Below are 26,418 nucleotides of genomic sequence, written 5' to 3'. Positions count from 1 at the left end.
ACAGCTGTTATTTTCCGAATTTCTTTTTCAGTAGACTCAATGCATCTGCTACACTCAACTCTTCAACGGGCTTTTGTGCGGGTCTGTCATGCGATGGGCGCGGGCCGGACCGTTGGGTTCGCTGCGGCATTTCTTCTGTCTGTTTGATAGAGAGTGCGATCCGCTTTCTTACCATATCCACTTCCAGCACTTTTACCTGTACTTTCTGGCCCAGCTTCAGCGCTTCTGAGGGGTCGGAGATATATTTATGTGCGATCTCACTTACGTGCACCAGTCCGTCCTGTTTCACACCGATATCTACAAAAGCGCCAAAACGCGTAAGATTGGTAACACTGCCGGGTACGATCATACCCACCTGCACATCTTCCATTTTATAAATATTGGCGAAGGAAAATTGTTCCAGCTCACTGCGTGGATCAAGCCCGGGTTTCTGTAATTCTTTCAGGATATCACGGATCGTCAGTTCACCGAACTGTTCGGTTACATATTTTTTAACATCGATCTGTTTTAATACTGTTTCATTACCGATGATACTTTTCATTTCCACCCCTGCATCCGCAGCAATCGCTTTTACCAGCGGATAGGTTTCCGGGTGCACCGCACTGGCATCCAGTGGGTTCTCGCCGTCTTTGATCCGCAAAAATCCTGCACATTGTTCGTAGGCTTTTCCGCCTAACCTGGGTACTTGTAATAATTGCTCCCTACTGGTAAAACGTCCGATCTCATTCCGATACTTGACAATATTATCTGCCAGTGTACTACCGATCCCGCTCACATAACCCAGCAGGTGTTTGCTCGCGGTATTCAGGTTCACGCCTACACTGTTTACGCAACTTACCACTGTCTGATCCAGTCGCTCTTTTAAACGGAACGGATTTACATCATGCTGGTACTGCCCTACCCCGATACTTTTGGGGTCGATCTTCACCAGCTCGGCCAATGGGTCCATTAAACGGCGTCCAATACTCACCGAACCCCGTACCGTTACATCCTGATCAGGAAATTCCTCTCTCGCGGTTTCAGAAGCGGAATACACCGAGGCCCCATCTTCATTTACCAGAAATACCGGTAACCCCAGGTTCATGTTTTTGATAAACTGTTCCGTTTCTCTTCCCGCAGTTCCATCGCCAATGGCAAAACAGTCGATCTTATATTTCGCTACCAGCTCTTTGATCTTGTATTCGCTGTCGTAAATGCGGTTGGGTTCATGTACATAGATCAGATCTGTTTTCTGCAACTCTCCTTTTTCATCCAGGCATACCACTTTACAACCCGTACGGTAACCCGGATCTATCGCGAGGATCCGTTTACTGCCCAGCGGTGCACTCAGCAATAACTGGCGCAGGTTCTCCGCAAATACATTGATCGCTTCCTCATCTGCCTTCTGTTTCAAAGCTGTTCTGAATTCGGTTTCGAGGCTGGGCTGCATCAATCTTCTGTAAGCATCCCGAATAGCTTTTTTCACATGTTCGGTAGCAGGTGTTAATGCTTTTACATGATCTTTTTCCAGCAACGTCAGTGCATCTTCTTCCAGCGGTGCTATCGACATCCGTAAAAAACCTTCCATGAATCCGCGCAGGACCGCCAGTATGCGGTGAGAGGGTACGCGGGAAATGGGTTCCGAAAAATCAAAATAGTCTTTGTATTTAATGCCTTCTGTTTCTTTATCCGTCAGCACTTTACTCTGCAGTGTGGCCGTATCTTCAAACAGTTTACGCAGTTTGGCTCGCAGGTTCACATCTTCATTGATTGTTTCCGCAATAATATCGCGGGCTCCCTGCAGGGCTTCTTCTTTCGTTTTTATTTTTTCTCCGATATACTTTTCCGCTTCCGCATCCAGGTCGGCCGTAGTCTGTTCCAGCATCAGCAAAGCCAATGGCTCCAACCCATTCTCCCGCGCCGTTTGTGCCTTGGTTTTCCGTTTGGATTTGTATGGGAGATAAATATCTTCCAGTTCTACCAGCGTAGTGGCCGCATCAATTTTCCCCTGCAGGTATTCTGTCATCTTACCCTGCTCGGTGATCGATTTTTCGATAAACGCTTTCCGCTCCGTGAATTCTTTCAGAAACTTAGCTTCATCCTGTATCTGCAGGATCTGTACTTCATCCAGTCCGCCTGTCCGGTCTTTCCGGTAACGGGCTATAAATGGAATGGTAGCGCCTTCGGCAAATAATTCTAATACAACTTCAGCCTGCGTGGTTCTGATATTGAGCTTGGTAGCGATTAACGATGCGAAAGAAGACATTCTCTGATAATGGAATTTGTGTTAAATAAAACCCGCCGGGGCGGGTAAAAATGTTTTTGGGAGGGCGAATGTATGCGGTGCGTTTGAAAGAAAAAAAGAAAAATTATACACCGGACCACCGGTTGTTTACTCAGGCAATTTTGACTACTTTATGCGGGTATCGCTCCGCAAAATTTCGGATCATGGAACGCAGCACTTCGTTTTCGGGATAGGCCACCAGCTGTGGTTTGATCTGTTCCAGCCGGGTGATGTCTGTATCTTTTTCTATCTGTCCCATCCCATAAAATTTTCCCTCTTCTACCAGCACACAACCTTCTTTGTCCCGGATCAGGAAAGTTTCCTTCTGTGCCTCCATCCAATCCAGCGCCTGCTGTACAGACTGGTTATAGGTTTCCATCTCCGGTAACTCCTTCGCGCCTGTATTGTCGAGAAAACAAAGTACCGGGTGCAGTTCAAAGTCCTTCACCAGTTTCCACAACAACCGGTGTGCATCTACCAGCATCGAAAAACTCGCTACCGGTGTGGTATGTTTTTGCTTTTTATCAATTGCCAGACGCCGGTAACCCCGGTTGTCTTCAAAATGATAGATCCCCCATAACTGCTCAAACCGTTTCTGGCTTTTATTGAAAGCCGGCCACAAACGTTTGATCTCCACACTTTCAAGCAAACAGGCAATAAATTCGGTCGGACAAACCGTATAGGTGATCGAATATATACTCCGCAGAAAATCCTGCCGTTTTTTGGAGGTATCCAGTCCGGTAAAATGGCTGATCACCCTTTTTTTGATCTGTTTGGCCTTACCCACATACACCACTTTTCCTTTTGCATCGTGGAAATAATATACGCCGGGTTGTTCGGGCAGGTTCAGCACATAGGATTCTGGCAGATTGGGCGGCAATAACTGTCCTTTGTTCTCCTTTTTCAGCATTTCCCTGATCAGCATACCCCCATTGTTACGCAGCACCATATCCAGCACCTGGGCCGTAGCCAGCGCATCGCCCCCGGCACGGTGGCGGTTCTCGATCTCAATCCCCAGTTCGCGGCATAAATGTCCCAGCCCGTATTTGCGGTAACCGGGAAATACTTTCCGGCTAAGCCGGATGGTACAGAGTTTGGGCGTTTGCAGGTGAAAACCGGCTTCCTGCAGGTGGTGTTTCACAAAGGAAAAGTCGAAGTTCACATTATGTGCCACAAATACCCTGTCTTTCAACAGGTTAAAAATATAGGGGGCCACTTCTTCAAAAGAAGGCGCCACCGCCACCATAGCATCGGAAATCCCGGTCATATTGGCGATAAAAGGCGGAATGGGCTGGTGCGGATTGACCAGGGTTTCATACCTGCCCTCCACTTCCGAGCCATTATGCAACACAATGGCGATCTCGGTGATCCCGTGTTGCTGGGGAAAGCCCCCGGTAGTCTCAATATCAACAACTGCAAACAGCATGTGCACAAATTAGCCTTGCAAATTCGGGATTTACGGCTTAACTTAACACTATATTTTTTGAAATCCTCTGTCCTGAACAAGGCATTATTCTCCAGAACGTCTTTCGCACAGCAAAGGCACCGTTATTGAACCCATTTCCGATGACCGTTTTACCCGTTAAAAACGATTGCTATGGAGCAATTTGAACATGAGTCACCAGTAAACGAAAAAAAAATCCTGACCATTGGCGGCATTATCATCCTGGTGGTGATAGTGGTGATCGCTTATTTTGAATGGACAGGAAGAAGAATTTACTAGTACTTACCCTTATTTCGCTTTGCCTGACTATCCGCCAGCGGATAGATGGAAATTATTTGTGCCCTAACACCCGCCTGCCTGTAAGATTCTGGTCTTTTAGGCTACCAATAAAAAGGTAGCAACTACTGTAACTTTTTCATTAACCATACGTTTGCCTTTATTAACAATGGTTAACCTGTAAAAAGGAAACAACCGGCTACTTTTACCGAACCGTACGCAACTTTTATGAGATACCTGCTTTCTTTTCTTGTGATGGCTTTCCTACTGTCTGGCTGCAGCAGCCCGGTAGGGTATGCCGTAAATGGTATCGGCAAGAAAGTGAGCAAATGCTGCACGGCGCTTACCAGTGGGCAAACTACAGGTACCCCCGTTTCAGAACCCGCCAAACCGGCCCCGTTCCCCTCAGCCGTTTTTGAGAAGATGAACCAATTGGTTCCTACCTGGTAGTGTAACTGCCTGTTTTCACCGCCGCCTAGCGTCCTTTTCCTTACTTTTGCAAACCTGAAAACGCTGAATGTGTAAAGCAGAACGCTGCAAACAAGGTTAACCCTTAACGCATACACAAGGTTCTGCATGAAGCGTTCTGCGTTAAGCATTCAGCATTAAGCGTATACAATGGAACTGAGCAAGAATTTTAGCCCGAACGAAGTAGAAACCAGGTGGTACCAGCACTGGCTCAACAAAGATTATTTCAGCAGCCTGCCGGATGGCAGGGAACCCTATACCGTGGTGATTCCCCCTCCCAACGTAACCGGTGTGCTGCATATGGGGCATTGCCTCAACAATACCATACAGGATATTCTGGTACGCCGTGCGCGCATGCAGGGCAAAAATGCCTGCTGGGTTCCGGGAACTGATCATGCATCCATTGCTACAGAAGCCAAAGTAGTGGCTATGCTGCGCGAAAGAGGGATCACTAAATCTTCTCTCAACCGCGATGAATTTTTGCAATATGCCTGGGAATGGAAAGAGAAATACGGCGGCATCATTTTACAGCAGCTGAAAAAAATGGGTTGCAGTCTGGATTGGAACCGGACTTCCTTTACCATGGACCCGGATTATTACCAATCAGTCATGAAGGTTTTTATTGACCTGTACAATAAGGGCCTGATCTATCGCGGTAAACGCATGATCAACTGGGACGTAAAAGCATTAACTGCGCTGAGTGATGAAGAAGTGATCCGGAAAGAAACCCAACAGAAACTATATCACCTGCAATATAAACTGGTTAATGCCGATGGTTCCGCTCTGAATGATAGTCTGGTGATAGCAACCGTTAGACCTGAAACCATCATGGGCGATACGGCCATCTGTGTGCATCCCAATGATAAACGGTACCAGCACCTGCATGGAAAATTTGCGATCGTTCCATTGATCAACCGGCAGATCCCCATCATTACAGATGAATATGTAACGATGGATTTCGGAACCGGGGCCCTGAAAGTAACACCTGCACACGATATGAACGATAACCTGCTAGGCCAGAAACATGGTCTGGAAGTGATTGACATATTGAATGATAACGGCACTTTAAGTGAAGCGGCGCAGATTTATGTGGGACTGGATCGCTTTGACGCAAGAAAAAAGATCGTAAAACAGTTAGAAGAAGAAGGATACCTCGTAAAAACAGAAGAGTATACCAGCGAAGTAGGTTACAGCGAAAGAACCGATGCGGTGGTAGAGCCCCGGCTGAGTTTACAATGGTGGGTAAGCATGAAGCAACTGGCGGAACCCGCTCTGAAAGTAGTGATGGAGGAAGACATCCATTTCCATCCTGCTAAATTTAAAAATCTCTACCGCCACTGGATGGAGAATATCAAAGACTGGTGTATCAGCCGGCAACTCTGGTGGGGGCACCGGATCCCGGCTTACTATGCACCTGATGGCACATTTGCGGTGGCTGCTACCAAAGAAGAAGCTTATACGCAATTAAAAATTAAAAATGAGCAATTAAATATTGAGGATCTGCGGCAGGATGATGACTGCCTGGATACCTGGTTCTCGAGCTGGATCTGGCCTTTTGAAGTATTTAAAGGACTGTCTGATCCGGGTAATGCGGAAGTTAACTATTACTACCCCACCCATACATTGGTTACTGCGCCGGAAATCATTTTTTTCTGGGTAGCGAGGATGATCATGGCCGGGGAAGAATACATGGGGAAGATCCCTTTTCGCGACGTTTACTTTACCGGTATCGTACGCGATAAACAGGGAAGAAAAATGAGCAAGAGCCTGGGTAATTCACCTGACTTATTGGGATTGATCGATCAATTTGGTGCCGATGCTGTACGATTCGGAATTCTGATAGCATCTCCGGCAGGCAATGATATCCTCTTTGATGAATCGGCGCTGGAGCAGGGACGGAACTTCAACAACAAACTCTGGAATGCGCTGAAGCTGATCAAAATGTGGGAAGGGCGTCAGTCGTCAGCAGTGAGTAGTGAGTCATTGGCCCTCACTCAACACTCACCACTCACCACCCACAATTTTGCCGTAAACTGGTTCGGCCAGCGATTGAATGAAGTAAAATGGGAAGTAGATGGGCTGATGAAGCAATTCCGTTTAAGCGAAGCACTGAAAACCATTTATTCACTGATCTGGGACGACTTCTGCAGTTGGTACCTGGAATGGATCAAACCTGGTTTTGAGCAACCGATTGAAAAAGGAGTATACGATCAAACCATTGGTTATTTTGAAGAGTTGATGGAGTTACTGCATCCGTTTATGCCATTTATTACCGAAGAAATCTATCATTTACTGAAGGAGCAGACAGCAGATCTCTGCGTAAAACAGGCAGCGCCCCTGCAGCCATTTGACAAACAGGTGCTGACTTCCGGCGAGCTGCTGAAACAGGTGATTTCTGCCCTGCGGGATGCCAGGAACAAAAATCAGCTAAAACCCAAAGATCCCATTAAACTGTTCATACAAACCAGTGAAGATGCCGGTTACCGTGCTATTGAAAATATCCTGCTCAAACAGGTAAATGCAGAAAGCATCGGTTATACAGCTAGCACAATAGCCAATACCATTGTGGTAGCTGTTGAGAAAGATAAATTCTTTATTGAAACGGAGAAACAACTGGATGCAGGCAACCTGAAAGCGGAACTGCTGAAAGACCTGGAACACCAGCAGAAATTTCTCGAAAGCGTGATCAAAAAACTCAGCAATGAGCGTTTTGTACAGAATGCCAAACCGGAAGTAGTAGCCCTCGAACAGAAAAAACAGGCAGATGCAGAAGCCCGTATCAGAACCATTCAGGACAGCTTACAAAATCTATTATGACAACATTCGTGAAAGGTTGGCTGATCATGATCAGCATCAGTGTGGGCTGTTTGATTTTTGTAGATAGTAAGGCGCAGAACTGGGATATTAATTTGCTGAAACAAATCAACCCTTCCCAGCCCAATAGCAGCGTGTGGAAAGGATTTTCATCTTCTGCCAAACCGCTTTCCGTGGGCATTCCCGGCGTGATGCTGGCAGTGTCATTATTGAATAAAGACACTGCGCTTACCCGCCAATCGATAGAACTGGTTGGCAGTGTGGTATTAACCACCGTTGCCACTGAAGCCATCAAAATTGTTATTAACAGAGACAGACCTTACCGCAAATATCCCTTAGAAGTATTTCCTTACGATGGATCTGAAAGTGGCAAATCTTTTCCTTCGGCACATGTTTCCCTGTCTTTTGCCACCGCTACTTCACTGGCGCTGGTGTATAAAAAATGGTATGTAACGGCACCTGCTTTTCTGTGGGCAGCTGGCGTAGGGTATTCGAGGTTATACCAGGGAGAGCATTATCCATCAGATGTACTCGCCGGCGCAGCCGTGGGTATTGCCGGTGCGTATGCCAGTCATTGGTTACAGCAGAAATTATTAGTGGGGAGAAAGAAGAAAGTGATTTTGCGGTAGGAGTTACTGGTTACTGGTTGCAGGTTACTGGTTGCAGGGTTTATCATGGTGGTTGCTATTCGTTATTAACCTGCTAAACGAATAACCCCGGTCCTATTCTAATGCACCAGCACATGTGTCTGTTTAATCACGCCCATCACAAACACACTCTGCACATGGCCCAGGTTCTCTGCCTGGCTTAGTTTGTTTACGTGAAAATCATAATAGTCGTCCATGCTTTCGGCTACCACTTTCAGCATAAAATCGAATTCACCGGAAATATTATAGCATTCAATTACTTCGTTCATTTCCTGGATACTTTTGATGAATTTGGCGCCGGCATTCCGGTTATGCTGTTTGAGGGATACGTAACAGATCACCATCAGTCCTTTTTTCACCTTGGAATGGTCTACCAGAGTGGCATATTGCCTGATCACACCCGATTCTTCCATCCGTTTGATCCGCTCGTGAACCGGTGTGGTACTCAGGTGCACTTTATCCGAAATCTCTTTCACGGTTGCCCGGGCATTCTGCTGCAGTTCGCGCAGGATGGCCATATCCTTTTCATCCAGCGAAAAACCGTTGTTAGTGGAATCTACTTTTAGCGTGGCTTTTGGCATGGTAAAAACATCTTTTATTCTCCATAAAGCTATCAAAACAGCTTATTTATTCCAAATAAAATAATAATTATAGTATTTTATTCTATCAATATACATTTGTGCACATAAATCATACTATATGTCATTAAAAAACATCGATTTCAGCCTGCCTTACAAAGTAGCTGATATGAGTTTAGCCGATTGGGGCCGCAAAGAGATCCGTCTCGCAGAAGCAGAAATGCCCGGTCTTATGTCTATCCGTGCCGAATACGGCCCGAGCCAGCCTTTGAAAGGGGCGCGTATTGCAGGTTGTCTGCACATGACCATCCAGACCGCTGTGTTGATTGAAACACTGGTGGCATTGGGTGCCGAAGTAAAATGGAGTTCTTGTAATATCTTCTCTACCCAGGACCAGGCTGCTGCTGCTATTGCTGCTGCCGGTGTGGGCGTATTTGCCTGGAAGGGTCAGACACAGGAAGAAGCTGATTGGTGTATTGAGCAGACTTTGTTCTTTGGTGGTGCAGACCGTCCGCTGAACATGATCCTGGACGATGGTGGTGATCTGACCAATATGGTATTTGATGTGTATCCTGAACTGGTGGCCAACATCAAAGGTTTATCTGAAGAAACCACTACCGGTGTACACCGTTTATACGAGCGCATGGCAAAAGGTACTTTACCGATTCCTGCGATCAACGTTAACGACTCTGTTACCAAATCTAAATTCGACAATAAATACGGTTGTCAGGAATCACTGGTGGATGCGATCCGTCGTGCCACTGATGTGATGATGGCTGGTAAGATTGCCGTAGTAGGTGGTTATGGTGATGTAGGTAAAGGTTCTGCCCTGTCGCTGAAAGGTGCCGGTTGCCGCGTAATCGTTACCGAAATCGACCCGATCTGTGCTTTACAGGCTGCGATGGAAGGTTTTGAAGTGAAACCTATGATCGAAGCTGTGAAAGAAGCTGACATTATTGTTACCGCTTCGGGTTGCCGAGATCTGATCACTGAAAAACATTTCCGTTTGATGAAAGACAAAGCGATCGTTTGTAATATCGGTCACTTTGATATTGAAATTGATATGGCATGGTTGAACAAAAACTATGGTCATACCAAAGACACCATCAAACCACAGGTAGATCTGTACAATATCGAAGGAAAAGATGTGATCGTTCTGGCGGAAGGCCGCCTGGTGAACTTAGGTTGTGCCACCGGTCACCCAAGTTTTGTAATGAGTAACTCATTCTCTAACCAGACGTTGGCCCAGATTGAATTGTGGACCAATTTCAAGAACTACGAGAACAAAGTATATGTATTACCTAAACACCTGGACGAGAAAGTAGCCCGTTTACACCTGGCAAAAGTTGGTGCCGTACTGGATGTACTGACCGACGCTCAGGCTGAATACCTCGGTATTCCGAAAGCAGGTCCGTTCAAGGCTGATCTGTACAGGTATTAATACCCCGGTTTTCAGACAATTGATTTTACGTTATAGAGCCCGCTTCTGTGAAGCGGGCTTTTTATGCCGCGTACCGAACAGAAAGAGTCCTTTCTTTTCTGTATCCAAACCATCTGTAAGACAAAAGTAAAAATTCGCAATAGCGACTGTGATTTTACCGTTACATTACGGTAAATGGTTATTTTCATCTGCAGGATGATGTGTATGGAGGTTATAATTTGAACAGACAACAAAAAAATATCGGCCAAAAATGTCCATTGTTACTGGTTCTGCTGTTGCTGTGCGGTAGTAACACTGCCACAGCCGGGGATGGGAGCCGTATAGATACTACACCTTTATCTACCCGTAAACAAGCCATCAACTTTCTCGAAAAACAGGCAGACCTGCGGCCCAGTAATTTCTGGCCCAATGTGAATCCGGTGATTTTTATCCAGAATCTTCGTAACAACCTGGAAGATCCGCTCAGCATACACGAAGGAAAAAGTACCAATTTCTGCGCCTATGCGGCCCTCTCTTATATTCCGCTTCACGATGATCCTTTGGGTTTTATTAAGTTCATGCTTACAATATACAAAGAGGGAAAAGCCATTTATGGCAAGGAATATTTCGAACCCAGTAAAGAAGTAAAACTGGCAGCTGGCACCCTCACTTTTAAAGGGGAACTCGATATCAGACCCGCCGACCAGTTATGGTTTATGCTGCTGGCCGATCATTTTAAAGGTTACCTGAATTTTTTTGACAAACAATACAATCCCGGCGACGAGAACCGGCTTTGGGCCGCTGTCAATTTTGCCAAATACAACCGGATGGTCAGAAAATTATTCAATTATGAGGTAACGGCTGTTGGGTCAGACCTGTTTAAACCCGGCATCAGGGATATGTATGAATACCTGGCAGACAAACTGGCTACCGGCATCGTTACCCTGTTTGTGAATAATGTGAACCTGTATAAAAGGAACCAGACGCGTCTGAAATTCGGAGTGCCTACCCATTTTGTTATTTTACTTGCAGTAGAAGAAGTAGACAATAAGATCGCTATCACTTACTGGGATTATGGTGGCAGAACCCGGATGATGATCACTGAACGATTTTTTAAGAAGATTCTTTTCGGCGTATCACACGCCGCCAAAAAAACAGCAGATGCACGGTAAAGCTGTATATACGATATCGGTCCTTTGCCTGCTCTTGCTACTGGCTTCCTGCACTTCCAGCAAGGTATTCTCTACGGATTACTATAACCAACATGAAAAAACCCTGTCGGAGATTGAACAGTCGTATAAAAAACTATACGAACAGAACCGTTTTTCCGTGGGTTTTACCGACCGTTCTTTTAATGATATTTCACTGGAGATCTTTACCGACTCCATCAAATACATTCATGAGTTCAGCATCAATGAACCGCGTTTCCTGGATACACTCAAAAAATTCGATCTGCCGGTACAGGGTATTGTTGACCTGATCAACAAAATGAAATCCATCCAGTGTATATGGGTCAATAACCTGGATTATTACAGTAATAACCAGAAAAGATCACTGGTATTTCTCTCTATCCGCAAACTGGCATTCCATTTGCCTTTCCTTAATGAGAAATATTATATCCTCACTTTTTATTCGCAGCCACAGTATTTTGATGAGCAGGGAAGGCTTTTATCTACCCGGCGGCAACGGAAACTGCGGAAGATCAATGATGATATTTTTCACCGGATCAATGATAAGGTTTGTTATACGGTGTCGGAGAGGTTTAGGTAATACAATGAGTGAATGAGTGAATGAGTGGATGATAGAATGATAGAATGATAGAATGTGGAAAATGCGGGCAGGTGGATAGACCTGTTCACATGTGAGGATAAGTAAGGAATGGGGGCCAACTTTGGCTTGACTATCTTTGGAAAAGAATTAAAGCTGTAATTATGAATCTTTGTAAAATGAACCTTCCTACTATGGCTGTAATAGCCTTAGTAACTGTGAGTAGCTGTAAAAACAAAGGCGCTGCCGAAAATAAAGGGGCAGATACTGTCAAAACGGAGACCGCGAAAATGGTACCGGGTACGCCGATCCAGTTAGACAATACCAAACGATATATTTACCTTACCTGGGACGATTCTCCCCAGCCTCCCGGAACCGTTAACTCCAAAGCCGTTTTTGTAGAAGAGGGTATCAAAGCCACTTTTTTCTCGGTGGGTTTTAACCAGGTGGGCCCTTTTAAAAAGCGCCTGATCGATTCTATCCGGAATGCTTACCCGCAGTTTCTGCTGGCCAATCACAGTTTCAGTCATGGATTTAAGGATAAATACGGCACATTCTACTCTCCTGCCATGACAGACAGCGCCCTCAATGATTTCCTGCGCAATGAAAAGGAACTGAACATCCCTGTAAAAATTATCCGTTTACCGGGTAATAACGGCTGGGCCGCCAATGGCGATCTGCACGGACAAAAAGCCAATACCCCATTGGTAAAGAAACTGGATTCGCTGGGGTATAAGATCATTGGCTGGGACCTGGAGTGGACCCAACAGGCCAAAGCCAAAGCACCCAAAGAAAGTGTAGATGAAATGATACAGCGTGTGAACCAGAAATTTGACGATGGCACCACCAACCAGCAGAATGCACTGGTCATTCTTTCTCACGACCGTTTATTCGAGAAAAAACAATATGCAGATTCTTTAAAGAAGTTCATTTCTTTATTAAAGCAGGATAAAAGGATCGTATTTGAAACACTGGATCACTACCCTTCTGTTCAGCAGAAATAGAGATCTGATCCAACCCTGGTCAATAAAAAAGCCTCTTTTTAAAAAAAAGGAGGCTTTTTTATTGAAATTCTTGTCCCGAAGCTGCTAATCCGTAACCACGGGCTCACACTTGACCGACAATAGGGCCGTTTTCGCCAGCACTAACAACCGTTCGTCCTAAACCGGACAGTCGATACAGTTCATTCATCCCGCCAAAAGGGCCTTTAAGAAAGCATTAAGAAATCGGCCGTAACCCTTGCTATCATTGCATTACAGGGCAACATTAGCCTGCGTTAACATTTGTGTTAACACCACTCATAATAACGCCCGTCACAGGAATGTAACTAATCACAATCTGCTTCGTCTACTTAGCAGCTGTTTCTACTTTTGACATATCAAATTGAAACAAACAAAAACAACATTCTTAATAAAATTTAAAGAACACACCATGAAAAAGTTATTCATCACCGCCTTAGCAGCCATCGCCATCGGAACCAGCGCTTTTGCCGGTCCTTCAGCCATCAGTACCAAAGTAAATGACCATTTTGCTGCATCATTCAGCAAAGCCAAAAATGTTTCCTGGAAATCCAGCGACAGGTTTGACAAAGTAAGCTTCATTCTCAATAATGAGAAAGTAGATGCTTTCTATGATGTAAACGGAGAACTGATCGGTACCAGCAAGACCATGGCTTTTGACAAACTGCCCAAATCTGCCCTGGAGAATATCACCAGCAAGTACCAGTATCCCGAGTACCAGTTAAAAGACTGTATCGAGTTTACCTCCGATTCTAAAGAGACAAACTTCTATGTTTCTATGGAAAAGAAAAATGAAACCCTGGTATTGGAAATCACCAAAGGTGGAATGGTAAGCGTGTTTGCCCGTAACAAAAAGTAAGGCATTCTATACTCCATATATATCTCCAAAGTCCCACGTTCTTGCGCGGGACTTTTTTATTTCCCCCATTCACTCAATCACTCATTCACTCATTCTATCATTTTGCTTCTACCCCGGTAAACTGATCTTTCCCATACTAACCGAAGGAATATCGCTGGTGCCGTTACCAATAGCTGTATTGCCGCCTGCCACAGATTCATTGGCCAGTACGGCAAAGAGCAGGGCTTCTTTGGCATCCGGGTTGATCTGCAGCGCATCTGTGGTATAAAAAGTATAGCCCGGTAACAGTTCCTGTATATGTTGCATCAACAAAGGGTTGTGCATGCCGCCACCGCTGGTATAGATCGTGAAGGAGTCAGCCGCATCCAGGGTTCTTTTCATGGCTGCTACAATGGTTACAGCGCTGAAGCGGTTCAGGGTAGCCATTACATCGGGGTGTGAGATCTTTGCAATACCTGCTTGTATAATGGCTTTTTCGAGATAGGTGAGATTAAACAGTTCCGGACCGGTTGTTTTGGGGAACCCTTTGTCGAAAAACGCGTTTTTCAGGAGTTCAGCCAGTAAGGCTTCATGTACGGTTCCTTTTTTTGCCACGGCGGCATCTTTATCAAAGGGCAGCTGAAAATGCTGCTGCACATAGGAATCCATCAGGGTATTGCCGGGGCCGGTATCGGTGCTGAAGATTTTGGCCGCATCCAGGTCGGCGGGTAAATAGGTGAAATTGGCAATTCCGCCAATGTTCAGCATAATCCGGTTCTCTCCTTTTTTACTGAAAATAAAATAGTCGCCATACACTGCCAGCGGCGCTCCTTCTCCCCCTGCAGCAATATGTTTTTGTCTGAAATCACTGAGGGTAATGATTCCGGTAGATACAGCCAGCTGGTCGCCATCCCCGATTTGTAAAGTAGCGTTTCCGAAACCGGGCAGCTGGTGCTGTAGTTTAGGAGCGTGGTAGACGGTTTGTCCATGACTGGCCAGTAGGTCTACTTCTTCGGGACTTACTTTCCATTTCTGCAAAAAACCGAGAATAATAGCGGCATGCTGCTGGGCCACCCAGCCATTCAGAAGGCAGAGTTTCTCCAGGTCAACCGTTTTTTTGGAGAAAACCGAGCGGATCTCCTCTTTAAAGCGTGTTTCATACGGATAGGTCTCAAACTGCATCAATTCGATCCGCGTTTCCGGTCCGCTGCCGGTAAACCGGCAAAGTGCCACGTCTAACCCGTCCAGTGAGGTTCCGCTCATTAACCCAATAATCAGGCGGGTCGGCTTTGCCGCAATACCGCATAATTTGTTTAAGTTTTTATTCATTTTTGCAGGTTTCTGTTGATTCTCAGAGGGAAGTATGCAACAATTTGCAGCTTTTTATTTGTATTATAAAAAAATTTGTTCATTTTTAGCAACGCAATACCCTAACGAAAATGCTTAAGAAAGAACGACAGGCCTATATTTTACACCAGGTTAGTTTGCACAACAGTGTTTTGTCTGCCGACCTGAGCAGCTCCATCAATGTGTCTGAAGACACGATCCGCCGCGACCTGAATGAACTGGCCGAAAGTGGCAAAGTTATCAAAGTACATGGAGGCGCTTTATCTAAATCTTTTAACAGCTTTTACCTGCGTTCTGATGTCTATAATGTAGACAGTAAAAAAGTGATAGCCGAAAAAGCCGTTTCCCTGATACAGGATGGCATGTTTGTATTAACCGGCGGTGGAACCACGGTAATAGAAATGGCGCGTTTGTTACCGGAGAATCTGAAAGCCACTTTTTTAACGGGGAGTATCCCGGCTGCCTATGAATATGCACAGCACCCGAATATCGATGTGATCTTTATTGGCGACAAAATCTCCAAGAAATCACAGATCGCCATCGGGGGCGAAGCCATTACCAAGATCAAACACATTAAAGCGGATCTCTGCTTTCTGGGGATCAATGCAATTGACAGGGATCATGGCATCACTGATAACGACTGGGATATCGCACAGTTGAAAAATGCGATGATCGAATCTTCGGCAAAAACCGTGGTCATGTCGATCTCTGAAAAATTAAATTCCCATCAACGCATCCGTGTATGCGGGGTTGATGATATAGATATTCTCATCACTGAGCTGAATCCAACCGATAAAGTGCTGGACCCGTTCAGGATAAACAGTTTAACCATTCTTTGATTTATCACAAATAAAAACTGCGCTATGAACACAAGTGTTAAGAAAGCCACAGGTAAATGGAGACAACTCTGTTTACTGCTGGCCATCACCCTGCTTACCGCCTACTCCTATGGGCAGGTATGCATATCAGGAAAAATCACCAGTACCACCGGTGCCGCTGTTGAATCGGTGGCGGTAACCGTAAAAGGGACCAAGTTTGGTGGATTGGCCGATAACAACGGCTTATACAGCTTTACGGCCCCGCTTGCTGCCGGAAAATATACCCTGGTATTTGCGGGCGTAGGATTTCAGCAACAGGAAACAGCGCTGACTGTAGGTACCGACAAAAGCTATACCGTTGATGCGGTGATGAGCGAAAAAGTATCCAAACTGGATGAAGTAGTGGTTACCGGTACCTCAGCCGGAACTACCCGCAGACAACTGGGTAGTTATATCAGCTCCGTGAAAGCAGAAGATCTGAACAAAGGTGCTACCGGGAACGTGCTGGCGGCTTTACAGGGTAAAACGGCCGGTGCACAGATTTCACAGAACTCCGGAGATCCTGCCGGTGGCATTTCTGTAAGACTGCGTGGTATCAGTTCTATTTCTTCTTCTTCCGAACCACTGTATATCATTGACGGGGTGATCGTAAACAACGGTACCAACCGTGTTACCAATACATCCGGCAACTATGATGGCGGAAGTTTTGTAGGTAATATCGGCCAAAGCCGTTTGGTGGATATCAACCCCAACGATATTGAAAGAGTGGAAGTATTGAACGGTGCTGCTGCCGCTGCCATTTATGGTAGCCGTGCCAACGCCGGTGTGGTGCAGATCTTTACCAAAAAAGGTAAAAGCGGTGCGCCTTCTATCAGCTTCTCCACCAACTACACTACCAGTAAACTGCGCAAGAAACTGGATGTGAACCAGTCGCCAACCAAATTCGGCGGACCTACAGACGGACCGGGTGCATTTACACAGGATATTCTTTCTCCTGCCGTAACCACCACTACTGCCGTTACCCGTTACGATTACCAGGATTATATTTTCCGTAACGCCAATGGAACCGACAATAACCTGTCGATCAGCGGCGGTACCGATAAAACCAAATATTATCTCTCAGGCTCTTACCTGTATAACCAGGGTATCATTCCCAATACAGATTTCCAGCGTTTCAGCTTCCGCAGTAATATTGACCAGGTGCTGAACAAATGGGCCAGTTTTAACCTGGGTCTGAACTATGTAAACAGTACTGCCAATGAGAAACCCGATGGTAACTCCTTCTTCTCTCCTATGAACAGTGTTACCATCATTGGTAACTTCCACAATATCTGGCAGCGTGATGCGCTGGGAAATATCCAGGCCATAGGTGAAAGAGGCCGTGCCAATCCGGTATCTGTGATCGAGGACATTAAACAAAAACAAACCACCAACCGTGTGATCGCCAACATGGGACTGAAACTGCGTCCTATCAAACGTCTGACGGTTGATTATACCATGGGTATTGATAACTATTCGCAGAATGGTACTACCTATATTCCACCGTTCGCTTATAACGTAAGTACAGCTTTCTTTGGTGGTGGTGCAGGTCTGGATCCAACCCAGAATGGTTATTCGAGTACCGCAAGCAATAGTTTCTTCGCCATCAACCATGATGTAAATGCTACTTACAATATCGACATCACCAGCAATATCAATTCTGTAACACAGGTGGGTTTCTCTCAGCAATATGAGAAAAACAATTACGCCTTGTTGCAGGGTCGTGGTCTGGCACCCTTTGTACAAACCGTGAACGGAGCCAGCACTATTTTACCTGGTGTAGATGACAGAAGTGAGATCTCCGTATCAGGTACCTATGTACAGCAGAACTTCAAATACCGTAACCAGTTCTTTGTAACCGGTGCAGTGCGTGTGGATGGTTCTTCTGTATTTGGTAAAAACCAGCGTAACCAGACCTATTACAAAGCCAGCGGTAGTTACGTGATCTCCGGAGCAGATTTCTGGAGTAAAATGGGTGTATCCAAATGGTGGGATCTGTTTAAAGTACGTGTGGCATATGGTGAGAGCGGAAACCTGACCGGTATTGGTGCTTACTCAAGATTCAACACGTATAGTTCTTCTTCTTACCTCGGCAGAACTGCCCTGAACTCCAGCGGAACACTGGCCAACGAGAATGTGAAACCCGAAAGACAGCAGGAACTGGAATATGGCTTTGACCTGGCTTTCCTGAACAACCGTTTGGGATTAACGGTGAACGTTTACAACAAAAAAGTAAAAGACCTGCTGATCAACCGCTTTATTGCGCCAACCAGCGGTTTCTCCAGTCTGCTCGATAACTATGGTTCCTTAGAGAACAAAGGGTATGAAGTAGTATTAACCGGTAGCCCTGTTGCTACCAAAAACCTGAAATGGGAAGTAACCGGAATCTATAACCATAACCGCAACAAAGCCGTAAGTATCGGCCAGGCATTGACACTGTTAAGTACCAATGCAGGTGCGCCGGTTGCGATCATTGAAGGACAGCCCATCGGTGTGTTCTATGGAACGTTCTTTGCTACGGATGCCAATGGTAACCTTTTGAAAAATGCGGCCGGTATTCCACAACTGGAAGCGGGTGTACAGAACAGTGCCCTGGTATATACTCCCGGAAGAAATACAACAACAGGTTTACCCAGCGGAAGCACATTACGCCGGATCATCGGAAATCCCAATCCTGATTATACCGCCAGTCTGGTGAATGAGATTACCTACAAAAAACTGAGTCTGCGTGTGCAGATTGATGCGGTAAGAGGTGGTAATGTATTCAATGCCGATTTCCGTACCCGTCAGGGCGTAGGTAACGGTAAAGTTGCCGAACAGGAGCAGCGCGGACAATTACCCCGTGGTTATATTTCCGGCATCTATGCCATTGAACAATGGCGCATAGATGATGGTTCTTTTACCAAACTGCGTGAATTATCATTAACCTATAACATTGGAAAACTGAAAGGCTTCAGCGATCTGAGTGTAAGTTTCAGCGGACGTAACCTGATCAGCTGGGATAATTACAACGGATATGATCCGGAAGTAAATGCCGGAGGACAGAGCACTATTCTTCGTGGTATCGATTTTGGTGCAGTTCCTATTCCAAGAACTTTCAGTTTCGGAATCCAGGCTAAATTTTAATTCAACAAAAAACTGATTTTTATGAAAAGAATATTTCAATCAATCGCTTATACCAGCCTGGTTGCGGTGCTGTTAACCACTTCGGGCTGTAAGAAAGATTTTAACAACCCTACCGCCGCTACTTCTGCGCAGGTACTCTCTACCGCAAAGGGATTGGCGGGTGTGGCTGTGGGTTTACAGCGTACCTATGCCAACAATGTTGCCAATGGTGTTGCTGATGCCAATGGCCTCATCACCGGCGAAACCATCCTGATGAATGCAGGTAATACTTCTGAGTTCCAGTTCTCCAATGGTGGCAATGCCGTTGATGGAACCAATGCCCTGCTGGGTAATGTGTGGAGTACGGCACACAAAGTGATCTATGATGCCAATAACGTGATCAATGGTGCTGCTGCATTGGCCGACAAAGGCTATGCGAGCGGCCTGATCGGTTATGCCACTATTTATAAAGCATTATCCTTAGGCGCTGTTTCCAGTTTCTGGGAAAAAGTACCCGACACCGTTGGAACCAGTACCACTACTTTTTCCGACAGAACCGTAGGTTTTGCACGCGCCATTGCAGCTATTGATAAAGCCCTGGCAGCCATTACAGCCAGTCCGATCAGTGCTTCTTTCCTGTCTGACATTCCTGCAGGTGTTGATATTGTGAATACATTGAATGCTTTAAAGGCCCGTTATTCCCTGTTTGCAGGAAATTACGCAGCAGCACTGGCAGCAGCCAATGCCGTTGATCTTACCAAAAAATCAACGCTGAATTTTGAAGCAGCCAATCCTAACCCGATCTACAACACGGCTACTTCTACCAACAACTTGTACCAGCCAGTAGATTCTACCCTGGGACTGCCCGTAGCTTTGGCACCCACTGCAGGTGACAAGCGTATTCCGTTTTACACGCTGATCAATCCAACCATCCTGCCAAGGTTCCGCCTGAACGGATTCTGGATTGCAGCCACAACCCCTATACCGCATTATTTATCTGGTGAGATCACATTGATCAAAGCAGAATGTTATGCACGTCAGACAGTACCTGATCTGGTGAATGCTTTAATTGAACTGAATAAAGTAGTTACCAAAAAAGCCGCAGCCGATCCATTGGGTGTTGGCGCCGACCTGGCGCCGGTAGCACCAGTGACCACGGCAGATCTGCTGAATGAGATCTATAAAAACCGTTGTATCGAATTGTATCATTCCGGTTTAAAACTGGAAGATATGCGCCGGTTCGGACGTCCGAATACAGAGCGCAAACGGAACCTGTTCCCTTATCCTTTCCGTGAAAGGGACAGCAATCCGAATACGCCTGCAGATCCAGCTTTTTAAGTCCCCCATTGTTACCCAAAGCCCGCTTTTCGGCGGGCTTTTTTATGCACTGCTTTTTCACTTTCAATTATTTTAATACATTCGGTGACAAGCAATCGGGATCAAATGAAAACATTTTCGGCTCCTTTTATTACCGTGGCAGGTACTGCAGATGCAGGCGAACTGGAACGGCTGGTGAATAGTGCTTACCGGGGCGACAGCTCCAAAAAAGGATGGACCACAGAAGCGGATCTGTTGGGCGGACAACGTACCAACGAAGCCGGCATACGGGAGATGATAGCAGAACCGGATGCGGTAATTCTGAAATATACCAGTGAGGAAGGATTGCTGCAGGGTTGTGTTTACCTGAAAAAAAAGACCGGCAAATTATATCTGGGCATGTTAACCGTTTCGCCCGAGCTGCAGACTAAGGGGATCGGGAAACAATTACTGGCCGCTGCAGAAAGCATGGCAAAACACCTCTCCTGTAATACCATTCAGATGACTGTCATCTCTGTCAGAAAAGAACTTATTGCCTGGTACGAACGCCATGGCTATGCGGCCACCGGAGAAACGGCCCCATTTCCTACCGACCCAAAATTTGGGTTGCCTAAGCAATCGCTTGAATTTATTGTGCTTGAAAAACAACTTCTTTGATGATGCTTGGGTGTAAAACAGATACAGTTCTTGCATTTACCACCGGATTAAGTAACTTCCAATAGCTATCAAATCGCGTCTGTTCTCAAATGCCAATGTCTTCGGTTCTGATATGGAAAAAAACAAGCTGGCTGCTGCTGCTCTGTATCTGTCATACGGCTTTGTATGCACAGGATAAACCTGTTACCGATTCCGTTTTTTTTCTCGCTAATAAAAAAGGATTATTGGGTAAACTCGGCAAAAGTTTATCAGTGAATAATCCCGATCCGGCGCTTCCTTCGGAAGGAGCGGTGAAAAATGAACTCGCTTTTAATCCTTACCGCGGTAAGATCATCCGGCATATCGAAATAAAAAAGATTGGCTTTGAACGGTATGTAAGTGATACAACCAAAGTGGTGCGGAATATTTTTAACGATATCGGTAATGCGTTACACAGCAGTACCCGCAGAAAAGTGATCCTGAACAATCTCTTCTTTACCAGTGGAGATTCCCTCTACCCTTACCTGATGGCAGACAATGAAAGGTTTCTGCGCGAACTTACCTATCTGCAGGATGCACAGATCACCATTAACCCTAATACCGGCAGCGATGATTCGGTAGATGTAATTGTGATCTGTAAAGACGTGTTCCCGATAGGCGGCAGCATGGATGCAGGTTCTGAAAAAATGGCCAGCTTTGAAGTAAATGATGACAATGTTTTTGGCAGGGGCAACCGTATTCAGATCAGACACCTGTTTGATAAAGACCGCAACCCCGGTTACGGTATAGGTTTTGAATTGCTGAAAAGAAATATCATGGGCAGTTTTATTAACCTGGCAGCAGGCTACCGAACAGAAGCCCCTTCTTTTAACAGCGGAAGACGTGATGAGAAAACCCTGTTTCTGCAGGGAGAATTACCCCTGGTGAGTCCATACCATGTTTGGACCGGTGCTTTTGAACTGGCGGATCATTATACGCAGAATGGCTATTACAGAGATTCGGTATATCAATCTGATTTCAAATACCGTTACCGTGTTTTTGATGGATGGGTCGGTTATAACCTGGGGGCGAGGAGACAATTACAGCAGAATTTCAAATCCAGGTTTAAAAAGATGATCTCTATCAGGGGGGTGCACCGAAAATTCCAGGATATCCCTAACCTGTACAAGACCATTTATAATTTCGGGTACTCCGATATATCCAGTGTATTGGCATCCTACACCATTTTTGAGCAGGATTATTACCATACCAAATTCCTGTATGGCTTCGGAAGAAATGAAGACGTTCCGGAAGGTTTCAGCATTTCGTTTATTGGTGGATGGACCAACCGTAACCAGGTAGAACGGCCTTATTTCGGTTTTGAATACAAAAGAAGCTACTTCTCCAACCGTAAAAACTACCTGAATTTTACCCTGCGGCTGGGAGGTTATTACCGTGAAAAGAATCTGGAAGATGTTAGTTTTCTCAGCAGTCTTGAATACTTCACCAAACTCAGAAAACTGGGTAACAGTAAATGGTTTCTCAGGCATTTCCTGAGTGGCAGTGCCACACAATTGGTAAGAACCCGATTAAATGATCCGCTGAGACTGAACAGTGAGTATGGGATTCCTCCGCTAACCGATCCTACTTTACGGGCCGCTACAAGGATTACTTTTAATGGAGAATCCGTTTTTTACAATACCTGGAAATTCGTGGGTTTTAGTTTTGCTCCTTTTGCCTTTACCAATATCTCTTACCTGAGAGCTATTGGACAGTATGTAGAAAGTGGGGATATCTATTCTGCCGTAGGTGGAGGGGTAAGAACCCGGAATGAGAACCTTGTATTCGGCACCATGGAACTGAAAGCCTATTATTATCCCCGCATTACCGGCACCATGAGCCAATGGAACATTACATTTAACACGGACCTGCGCTTCCGGTATGTCAGCCAGCTGATCCGGCGGCCGGATTTTGCGGTGGTGAATTAACATTTTTTTGAAAAATTCTTTCCCTATACTGAACCTTTTGCTGTTACTTTCCGTTCTAAAATAAAAACCTTATGAAAAGATTTTTCCTGCTGACAAGTTTGTCTGCCCTTTTATTTACTTCTGTTACTGCCTCTGCGCAGGATGATAAGGCAAAACGCCCCAGTCCTCCGGCCAAAGCCACCCAAACGCTTGCCAGTGGTGCTGTCATCACTATCGATTATAGTTCTCCCGCCCTGAAAGGCCGTACCATCGGCAAAGATGTGGAGCCCAAAAAAGGAGAAGTATGGCGTGCCGGTGCTAATGAAGCCACCGTTTTTGCTACCAGCAAGAACATCACAGTAGAAGGAAAAACTTTGCCTGCCGGCAAATACGGTTTCTATGTATTGTCCGGGGATAAAGACTGGACCCTCATTTTCAACAAAAAATCAGACCTCTGGGGTGCAGATGGTTATGAGCAGTCGAATGATGCACTGCGTGTTAACGTATCACCCGGCAAATCAGCTACACCACAGGAAAGACTGACTTATACCATCAGTAAAGCAGGTAAAGTATCTCTGGTTTGGGGTACCCTGGATCTGAACTTTACCGTTAAATAAGTAGCATTCATACCGCAAAAGGCCGAAGCTGATAGCTTCGGCCCTTTTTATTTTACGGTAAATAAGAACCTTTGCTGACGTATTTTGTAATAAGTGCAGTAAAAGTGAAGAGGATCTATCATGGTACAAGCCTATAATTTTTTAGCCAGCTGGCAGTTGTTTCCTGAGAAATGTGAATTTCAGGAGGGTCTTATACCCAAAAGCGGGAATTACAAAGTGGAGAGCATCCGCAACGGACATGCACTGGCTATCAGTATCAACTGGGTAAGCCTGGATAATGAGGCTTTTTACACACAATACGAAATAATCCCCGACGGAGAGATACGTCCGTTTGAGAACCAGGAAATGGCCGACAGTATACAGGCCACCATTCTGAATGCCTCTACCATACAAACAAGGTTCATCAAAAACGAAACACCCCTTCTGGAAGTAACCAACGAGATCCTTCCCAATGGTTATATGAAAGTAACCCAGAAAGGAAAGACCAAAGAGAAGATAGATTTTACTAATACTGAGATTTATCACAAACAGCTGAGTGTACTGCCCTATGCTTCTTCGGTGGGCAGTGTGGCCATCCGACCTACCAAAGAAGGGGTGATCAAACACAAAGCTCTCTCTGCCATGGAAGAGCAGACCAATATGCAGCTAGACCAGATCAAACAGCAAATCGAATTACTGGCCAGGCAGGCACAGGAGATCCGCAAACGGAAAGAACTCAGCTTGATGATCTATGAAGCCAAACTGAGTTTTAAACCCCAGATCGGACACACTTATCATCTCTACGAACGAAAAGACGGAAGCCACCTGTTATCGCTGGTAGGCCCCGGGGAATGGGGCGGTGCCGGACCTTTCAAAGAATTCATTTCCTCTGTAAGATTACTGGCAGACCACACATGGGTGGAAGTAAATTAGCAATTAAAAATGCATTGTAGCATGTAACTGCCCCAATTGTTAATTGCTAATTTTTAATTTTTAATTACCCCTGCAGGCTGCCTCCCTTCTCAAATAATCTGTCGATTCTTTTTTCAACAGCAGGATCTTTTTCGAGCGGTGGCGCATGGTGAGGTTTGATACGTGCATCGATCACCAGTGGACCGCGGCAGCCCCAGTGTTTGTTTTCGGTGAAGGAGTCGATGCCATACATGTCATGCGAAGGGTTGCAACGGGTATAGGTAACCCAAACATAATTCCGGATATTTTCAGCAGTAAAAAGTGCATCATCCGCTACAATAATCATAGCTACGCCAGTTAGCTGTTCCAGTTGATACACCAGTTGCTGATTCAGTACTTCCATTTCTACCTGCGCCAGTTCGTAGGATTCAAATTTAGCAGCTTCCAGTATCACCACACCCGGCATTGCAAGACTGGCTTTGCGGAATAGGCGGAGTTCTTTCAGTATCCCCGGCACTTCTTTACACAATGTCCGTTTTACTTCTCCGTAGGCAGCCAGCACTACTTTACTGCCGCTGTTCAATCCGGTACCGGAATAATCCAGCGTATCTATAGTGGTGTGCGTATAAAAATGTATATCGCGGGTAAGATCGATCCGCTCCAGCATATACTCCATAAAGACCTGTACGTGGTGCGTGCGCAGTTGTCTGGTATCATCGGCTGTTATGAATAGGAATTTAGCAAGACTTAACTGTCCTGTGCCCAATACATGATTGGCGATGGTCAATAATTCTGCCGGCTGTTTGGCAGGCGTATACGGTGTGTACCGTTCACTGCCGATAGCGAGTAATAAAGGGTGAACACCGGCGGCATCTACTGCATGTACTTCCTGCAGACCAGGGATTTCCTGTGGCATGGCAGCACCCGTGAGTTCATGAATCAGTTCACCAAAACTGGTATCTTCCTGCGGTGGCCTGCCTACCACGGTAAATGCCCAGATAGCATTTTTCTTTGCGTAAACTTTATGGACGCGCATTAACGGAAAGTCATGGGTCAGACTATAATAACCAAGGTGATCTCCGAAAGGACCTTCCGGTTTATTCTCCCCGGGGTAAACTTCGCCGGTAATCACAAAATCGGCATCGGTGCTTATGCAGAATCCATCCTGGTAGGTATAACGGAATCTTCTGCCCCCCAGTAATCCGGCAAAAGTCATTTCGCTCATTCCCTCGGGCAAAGGCATTACCGCTGCCACACTGTGCGATGGCGGACCTCCTACAAAACAACTCACTTTCAATGCCTGCCCCCTGGCATTGGCTTTTGTCTGGTGTACACCAATACCACGATGCAGCTGGTAATGCAGCCCGATCTCTTTATTCAGTTCATATTGGTTACCGCTAAGCTGGATCCGGTACATGCCCAGATTGGCTTTCATAATACCCGGACTGTCCACATCTTCGCTATATACCTGTGGCAGTGTTACAAATGCACCTCCATCTTTGGGCCAGTGTTGAATCAGGGGCAGATCGGAAATTTGAATTTCTTCATACATGACCGGTTTGGAAAGAGGATTTTTTAATGGCAAGGCTTTCATGGCTGCCAAACCTGTCTGCAGGTTATCGATCGGATGTTTCAGCGCCTTGATCGGATCGCCTTTCAGGGCAATGAGTTTCTGTACCTGTGCAAACGTATCGCGGAAGATGAATTTGCTTCTTTCGATGGTACCGAAAATATTGGAAGCCGCCCGGTAGCGGGAGCCTTTTACGTTCTCAAATAATAGTGCCGGGCCACCTGCATCGTATACACGCAGGTGTATGGCAGCCATTTCAAGGTAAGGGTCAACTTCTTCTTTGATACGAACCAGATGGCCGTTCTTTTCAAGGTCGGTTAAACAATCTTCTAAGGAAAAATAACTCATGTAATACTAACAGATTATTGATATAAAAGTTGACATCAATCTTTTCTTTCCGTGCCAAAAATATAATAGATCAGCAGGCCGAAAACAGGGGCCACTACAATCAGGATGGTCCATAATAACTGTGTATTCCGCTCCAGTTCCCGCCGCTCAAAAATGCCTTTGATCGTGTAAATGATCAGGGCCAACCAGAGTATACTGACCAATAGTACCGGCATATCTTTTTTTTGTACCTCTAAGCTACGCCAACCTG

22 protein-coding genes are annotated in these 26,418 nt (G+C 45.6%); 16 read left to right on the top strand and 6 right to left on the bottom strand.

All coding sequences use genetic code 11. From position 1 onward, the window contains the following. Nucleotides 1-7 precede the first annotated feature (7 nt). Together AC1RNB_RS08845 and AC1RNB_RS08840 are read right to left on the bottom strand one after the other, a co-directional pair. On the bottom strand, nucleotides 8-2,245 hold the full coding sequence (locus AC1RNB_RS08845; protein WP_493082311.1) for a Tex family protein: 2,238 nt from the start codon (nucleotides 2,243-2,245) through the stop codon (nucleotides 8-10). Nucleotides 2,246-2,375: 130 nt separating this feature from the next. Continuing rightward, on the bottom strand, nucleotides 2,376-3,689 hold the full coding sequence (locus tag AC1RNB_RS08840) for an exonuclease domain-containing protein (RefSeq protein WP_493082310.1): 1,314 nt from the start codon (nucleotides 3,687-3,689) through the stop codon (nucleotides 2,376-2,378). A 171-nt stretch (nucleotides 3,690-3,860) separates the two neighbouring features. On the opposite strand from AC1RNB_RS08840, the gene AC1RNB_RS08835 reads away from it, so the two are divergent. From AC1RNB_RS08835 to AC1RNB_RS08820, 4 genes are all read left to right on the top strand, one after another. Next, on the top strand, nucleotides 3,861-3,986 hold the full coding sequence (locus tag AC1RNB_RS08835; RefSeq protein WP_493082309.1) for a hypothetical protein: 126 nt from the start codon (nucleotides 3,861-3,863) through the stop codon (nucleotides 3,984-3,986). Nucleotides 3,987-4,211: 225 nt separating this feature from the next. Then, nucleotides 4,212-4,433 (top strand): hypothetical protein, encoded by a 222-nt coding sequence (locus AC1RNB_RS08830; RefSeq protein ID WP_493082308.1) that lies wholly within the window; start codon nucleotides 4,212-4,214, stop codon nucleotides 4,431-4,433. Between the two features lie 168 nt (nucleotides 4,434-4,601). After that, nucleotides 4,602-7,268 (top strand): valine--tRNA ligase, encoded by a 2,667-nt coding sequence (locus AC1RNB_RS08825; RefSeq protein ID WP_493082307.1) that lies wholly within the window; start codon nucleotides 4,602-4,604, stop codon nucleotides 7,266-7,268. Beyond that, nucleotides 7,265-7,894, top strand: a complete 630-nt coding sequence (locus tag AC1RNB_RS08820) for a phosphatase PAP2 family protein (protein ID WP_493082306.1) — start codon at nucleotides 7,265-7,267, stop codon at nucleotides 7,892-7,894. The genes AC1RNB_RS08825 and AC1RNB_RS08820 overlap by 4 nt, the downstream gene beginning before the upstream one ends. 98 nt (nucleotides 7,895-7,992) lie before the next feature. Here the strand turns inward: AC1RNB_RS08820 and AC1RNB_RS08815 are convergent, their stop codons facing one another. Then, entirely contained in the window at nucleotides 7,993-8,493 is a 501-nt protein-coding gene (locus AC1RNB_RS08815; protein ID WP_493082305.1) for an Lrp/AsnC family transcriptional regulator, read from the bottom strand. Between the two features lie 118 nt (nucleotides 8,494-8,611). On the opposite strand from AC1RNB_RS08815, the gene ahcY reads away from it, so the two are divergent. From ahcY to AC1RNB_RS08790, 5 genes are all read left to right on the top strand, one after another. Then, nucleotides 8,612-9,931, top strand: coding sequence for an adenosylhomocysteinase (ahcY, locus tag AC1RNB_RS08810; protein ID WP_493082304.1), 1,320 nt, complete (start codon nucleotides 8,612-8,614; stop codon nucleotides 9,929-9,931). A gap of 257 nt (nucleotides 9,932-10,188) precedes the next feature. Beyond that, complete coding sequence (locus AC1RNB_RS08805; RefSeq protein ID WP_493082303.1) at nucleotides 10,189-11,082, top strand: hypothetical protein; 894 nt, start codon at nucleotides 10,189-10,191, stop codon at nucleotides 11,080-11,082. Next, entirely contained in the window at nucleotides 11,072-11,680 is a 609-nt protein-coding gene (locus AC1RNB_RS08800; protein ID WP_493082302.1) for a hypothetical protein, read from the top strand. The genes AC1RNB_RS08805 and AC1RNB_RS08800 overlap by 11 nt, the downstream gene beginning before the upstream one ends. Nucleotides 11,681-11,871: 191 nt before the next feature. Beyond that, complete coding sequence (locus tag AC1RNB_RS08795; protein ID WP_493082301.1) at nucleotides 11,872-12,681, top strand: polysaccharide deacetylase family protein; 810 nt, start codon at nucleotides 11,872-11,874, stop codon at nucleotides 12,679-12,681. Nucleotides 12,682-13,108: 427 nt separating this feature from the next. Next, nucleotides 13,109-13,555, top strand: a complete 447-nt coding sequence (locus tag AC1RNB_RS08790) for a hypothetical protein (RefSeq protein ID WP_493082300.1) — start codon at nucleotides 13,109-13,111, stop codon at nucleotides 13,553-13,555. Between the two features lie 108 nt (nucleotides 13,556-13,663). Here AC1RNB_RS08790 and AC1RNB_RS08785 read toward each other — a convergent pair whose 3' ends face one another. Continuing rightward, entirely contained in the window at nucleotides 13,664-14,863 is a 1,200-nt protein-coding gene (locus AC1RNB_RS08785; protein ID WP_493082299.1) for an anhydro-N-acetylmuramic acid kinase, read from the bottom strand. A gap of 110 nt (nucleotides 14,864-14,973) precedes the next feature. On the opposite strand from AC1RNB_RS08785, the gene AC1RNB_RS08780 reads away from it, so the two are divergent. The 7 genes from AC1RNB_RS08780 to AC1RNB_RS08750 all read left to right on the top strand — a co-directional run bounded on the left by AC1RNB_RS08780 (nucleotide 14,974) and on the right by AC1RNB_RS08750 (nucleotide 24,271). Continuing rightward, entirely contained in the window at nucleotides 14,974-15,720 is a 747-nt protein-coding gene (locus AC1RNB_RS08780; RefSeq protein WP_493082298.1) for a DeoR/GlpR family DNA-binding transcription regulator, read from the top strand. Nucleotides 15,721-15,744: 24 nt separating this feature from the next. Then, on the top strand, nucleotides 15,745-18,864 hold the full coding sequence (locus tag AC1RNB_RS08775; protein WP_493082297.1) for a SusC/RagA family TonB-linked outer membrane protein: 3,120 nt from the start codon (nucleotides 15,745-15,747) through the stop codon (nucleotides 18,862-18,864). A 21-nt stretch (nucleotides 18,865-18,885) separates the two neighbouring features. Beyond that, nucleotides 18,886-20,181, top strand: coding sequence for a RagB/SusD family nutrient uptake outer membrane protein (locus AC1RNB_RS08770; RefSeq protein ID WP_493082296.1), 1,296 nt, complete (start codon nucleotides 18,886-18,888; stop codon nucleotides 20,179-20,181). Between the two features lie 105 nt (nucleotides 20,182-20,286). Further along, complete coding sequence (locus AC1RNB_RS08765) at nucleotides 20,287-20,817, top strand: GNAT family N-acetyltransferase (RefSeq protein WP_493082295.1); 531 nt, start codon at nucleotides 20,287-20,289, stop codon at nucleotides 20,815-20,817. Between the two features lie 95 nt (nucleotides 20,818-20,912). Continuing rightward, nucleotides 20,913-22,763, top strand: a complete 1,851-nt coding sequence (locus AC1RNB_RS08760; protein ID WP_493082294.1) for a hypothetical protein — start codon at nucleotides 20,913-20,915, stop codon at nucleotides 22,761-22,763. A 71-nt stretch (nucleotides 22,764-22,834) separates the two neighbouring features. Next, nucleotides 22,835-23,359, top strand: a complete 525-nt coding sequence (locus AC1RNB_RS08755; protein ID WP_493082293.1) for a DUF2911 domain-containing protein — start codon at nucleotides 22,835-22,837, stop codon at nucleotides 23,357-23,359. A gap of 120 nt (nucleotides 23,360-23,479) precedes the next feature. Beyond that, the gene (locus AC1RNB_RS08750) at nucleotides 23,480-24,271 is read left to right on the top strand and encodes a DUF2452 domain-containing protein (protein WP_493082292.1); all 792 of its coding nucleotides are present in this window, start codon (nucleotides 23,480-23,482) and stop codon (nucleotides 24,269-24,271) included. Between the two features lie 64 nt (nucleotides 24,272-24,335). Here the strand turns inward: AC1RNB_RS08750 and AC1RNB_RS08745 are convergent, their stop codons facing one another. Next, nucleotides 24,336-26,168 carry a UbiD family decarboxylase gene (locus AC1RNB_RS08745; protein WP_493082291.1) on the bottom strand — a complete coding sequence of 611 codons (1,833 nt, stop codon included), beginning with the start codon at nucleotides 26,166-26,168 and terminating at the stop codon, nucleotides 24,336-24,338. A gap of 35 nt (nucleotides 26,169-26,203) precedes the next feature. Further along, nucleotides 26,204-26,383 (bottom strand): PLDc N-terminal domain-containing protein, encoded by a 180-nt coding sequence (locus tag AC1RNB_RS08740; RefSeq protein WP_493082290.1) that lies wholly within the window; start codon nucleotides 26,381-26,383, stop codon nucleotides 26,204-26,206. Between the last annotated feature and the right edge of the window lie 35 nt (nucleotides 26,384-26,418).

It is taken from the genome of Sediminibacterium sp. GW821-FHT12F12, assembly GCF_058806635.1.
Note: the sequence above shows the minus strand (reverse complement) of the source record. Positions and strands in the feature narration are given on the sequence as shown.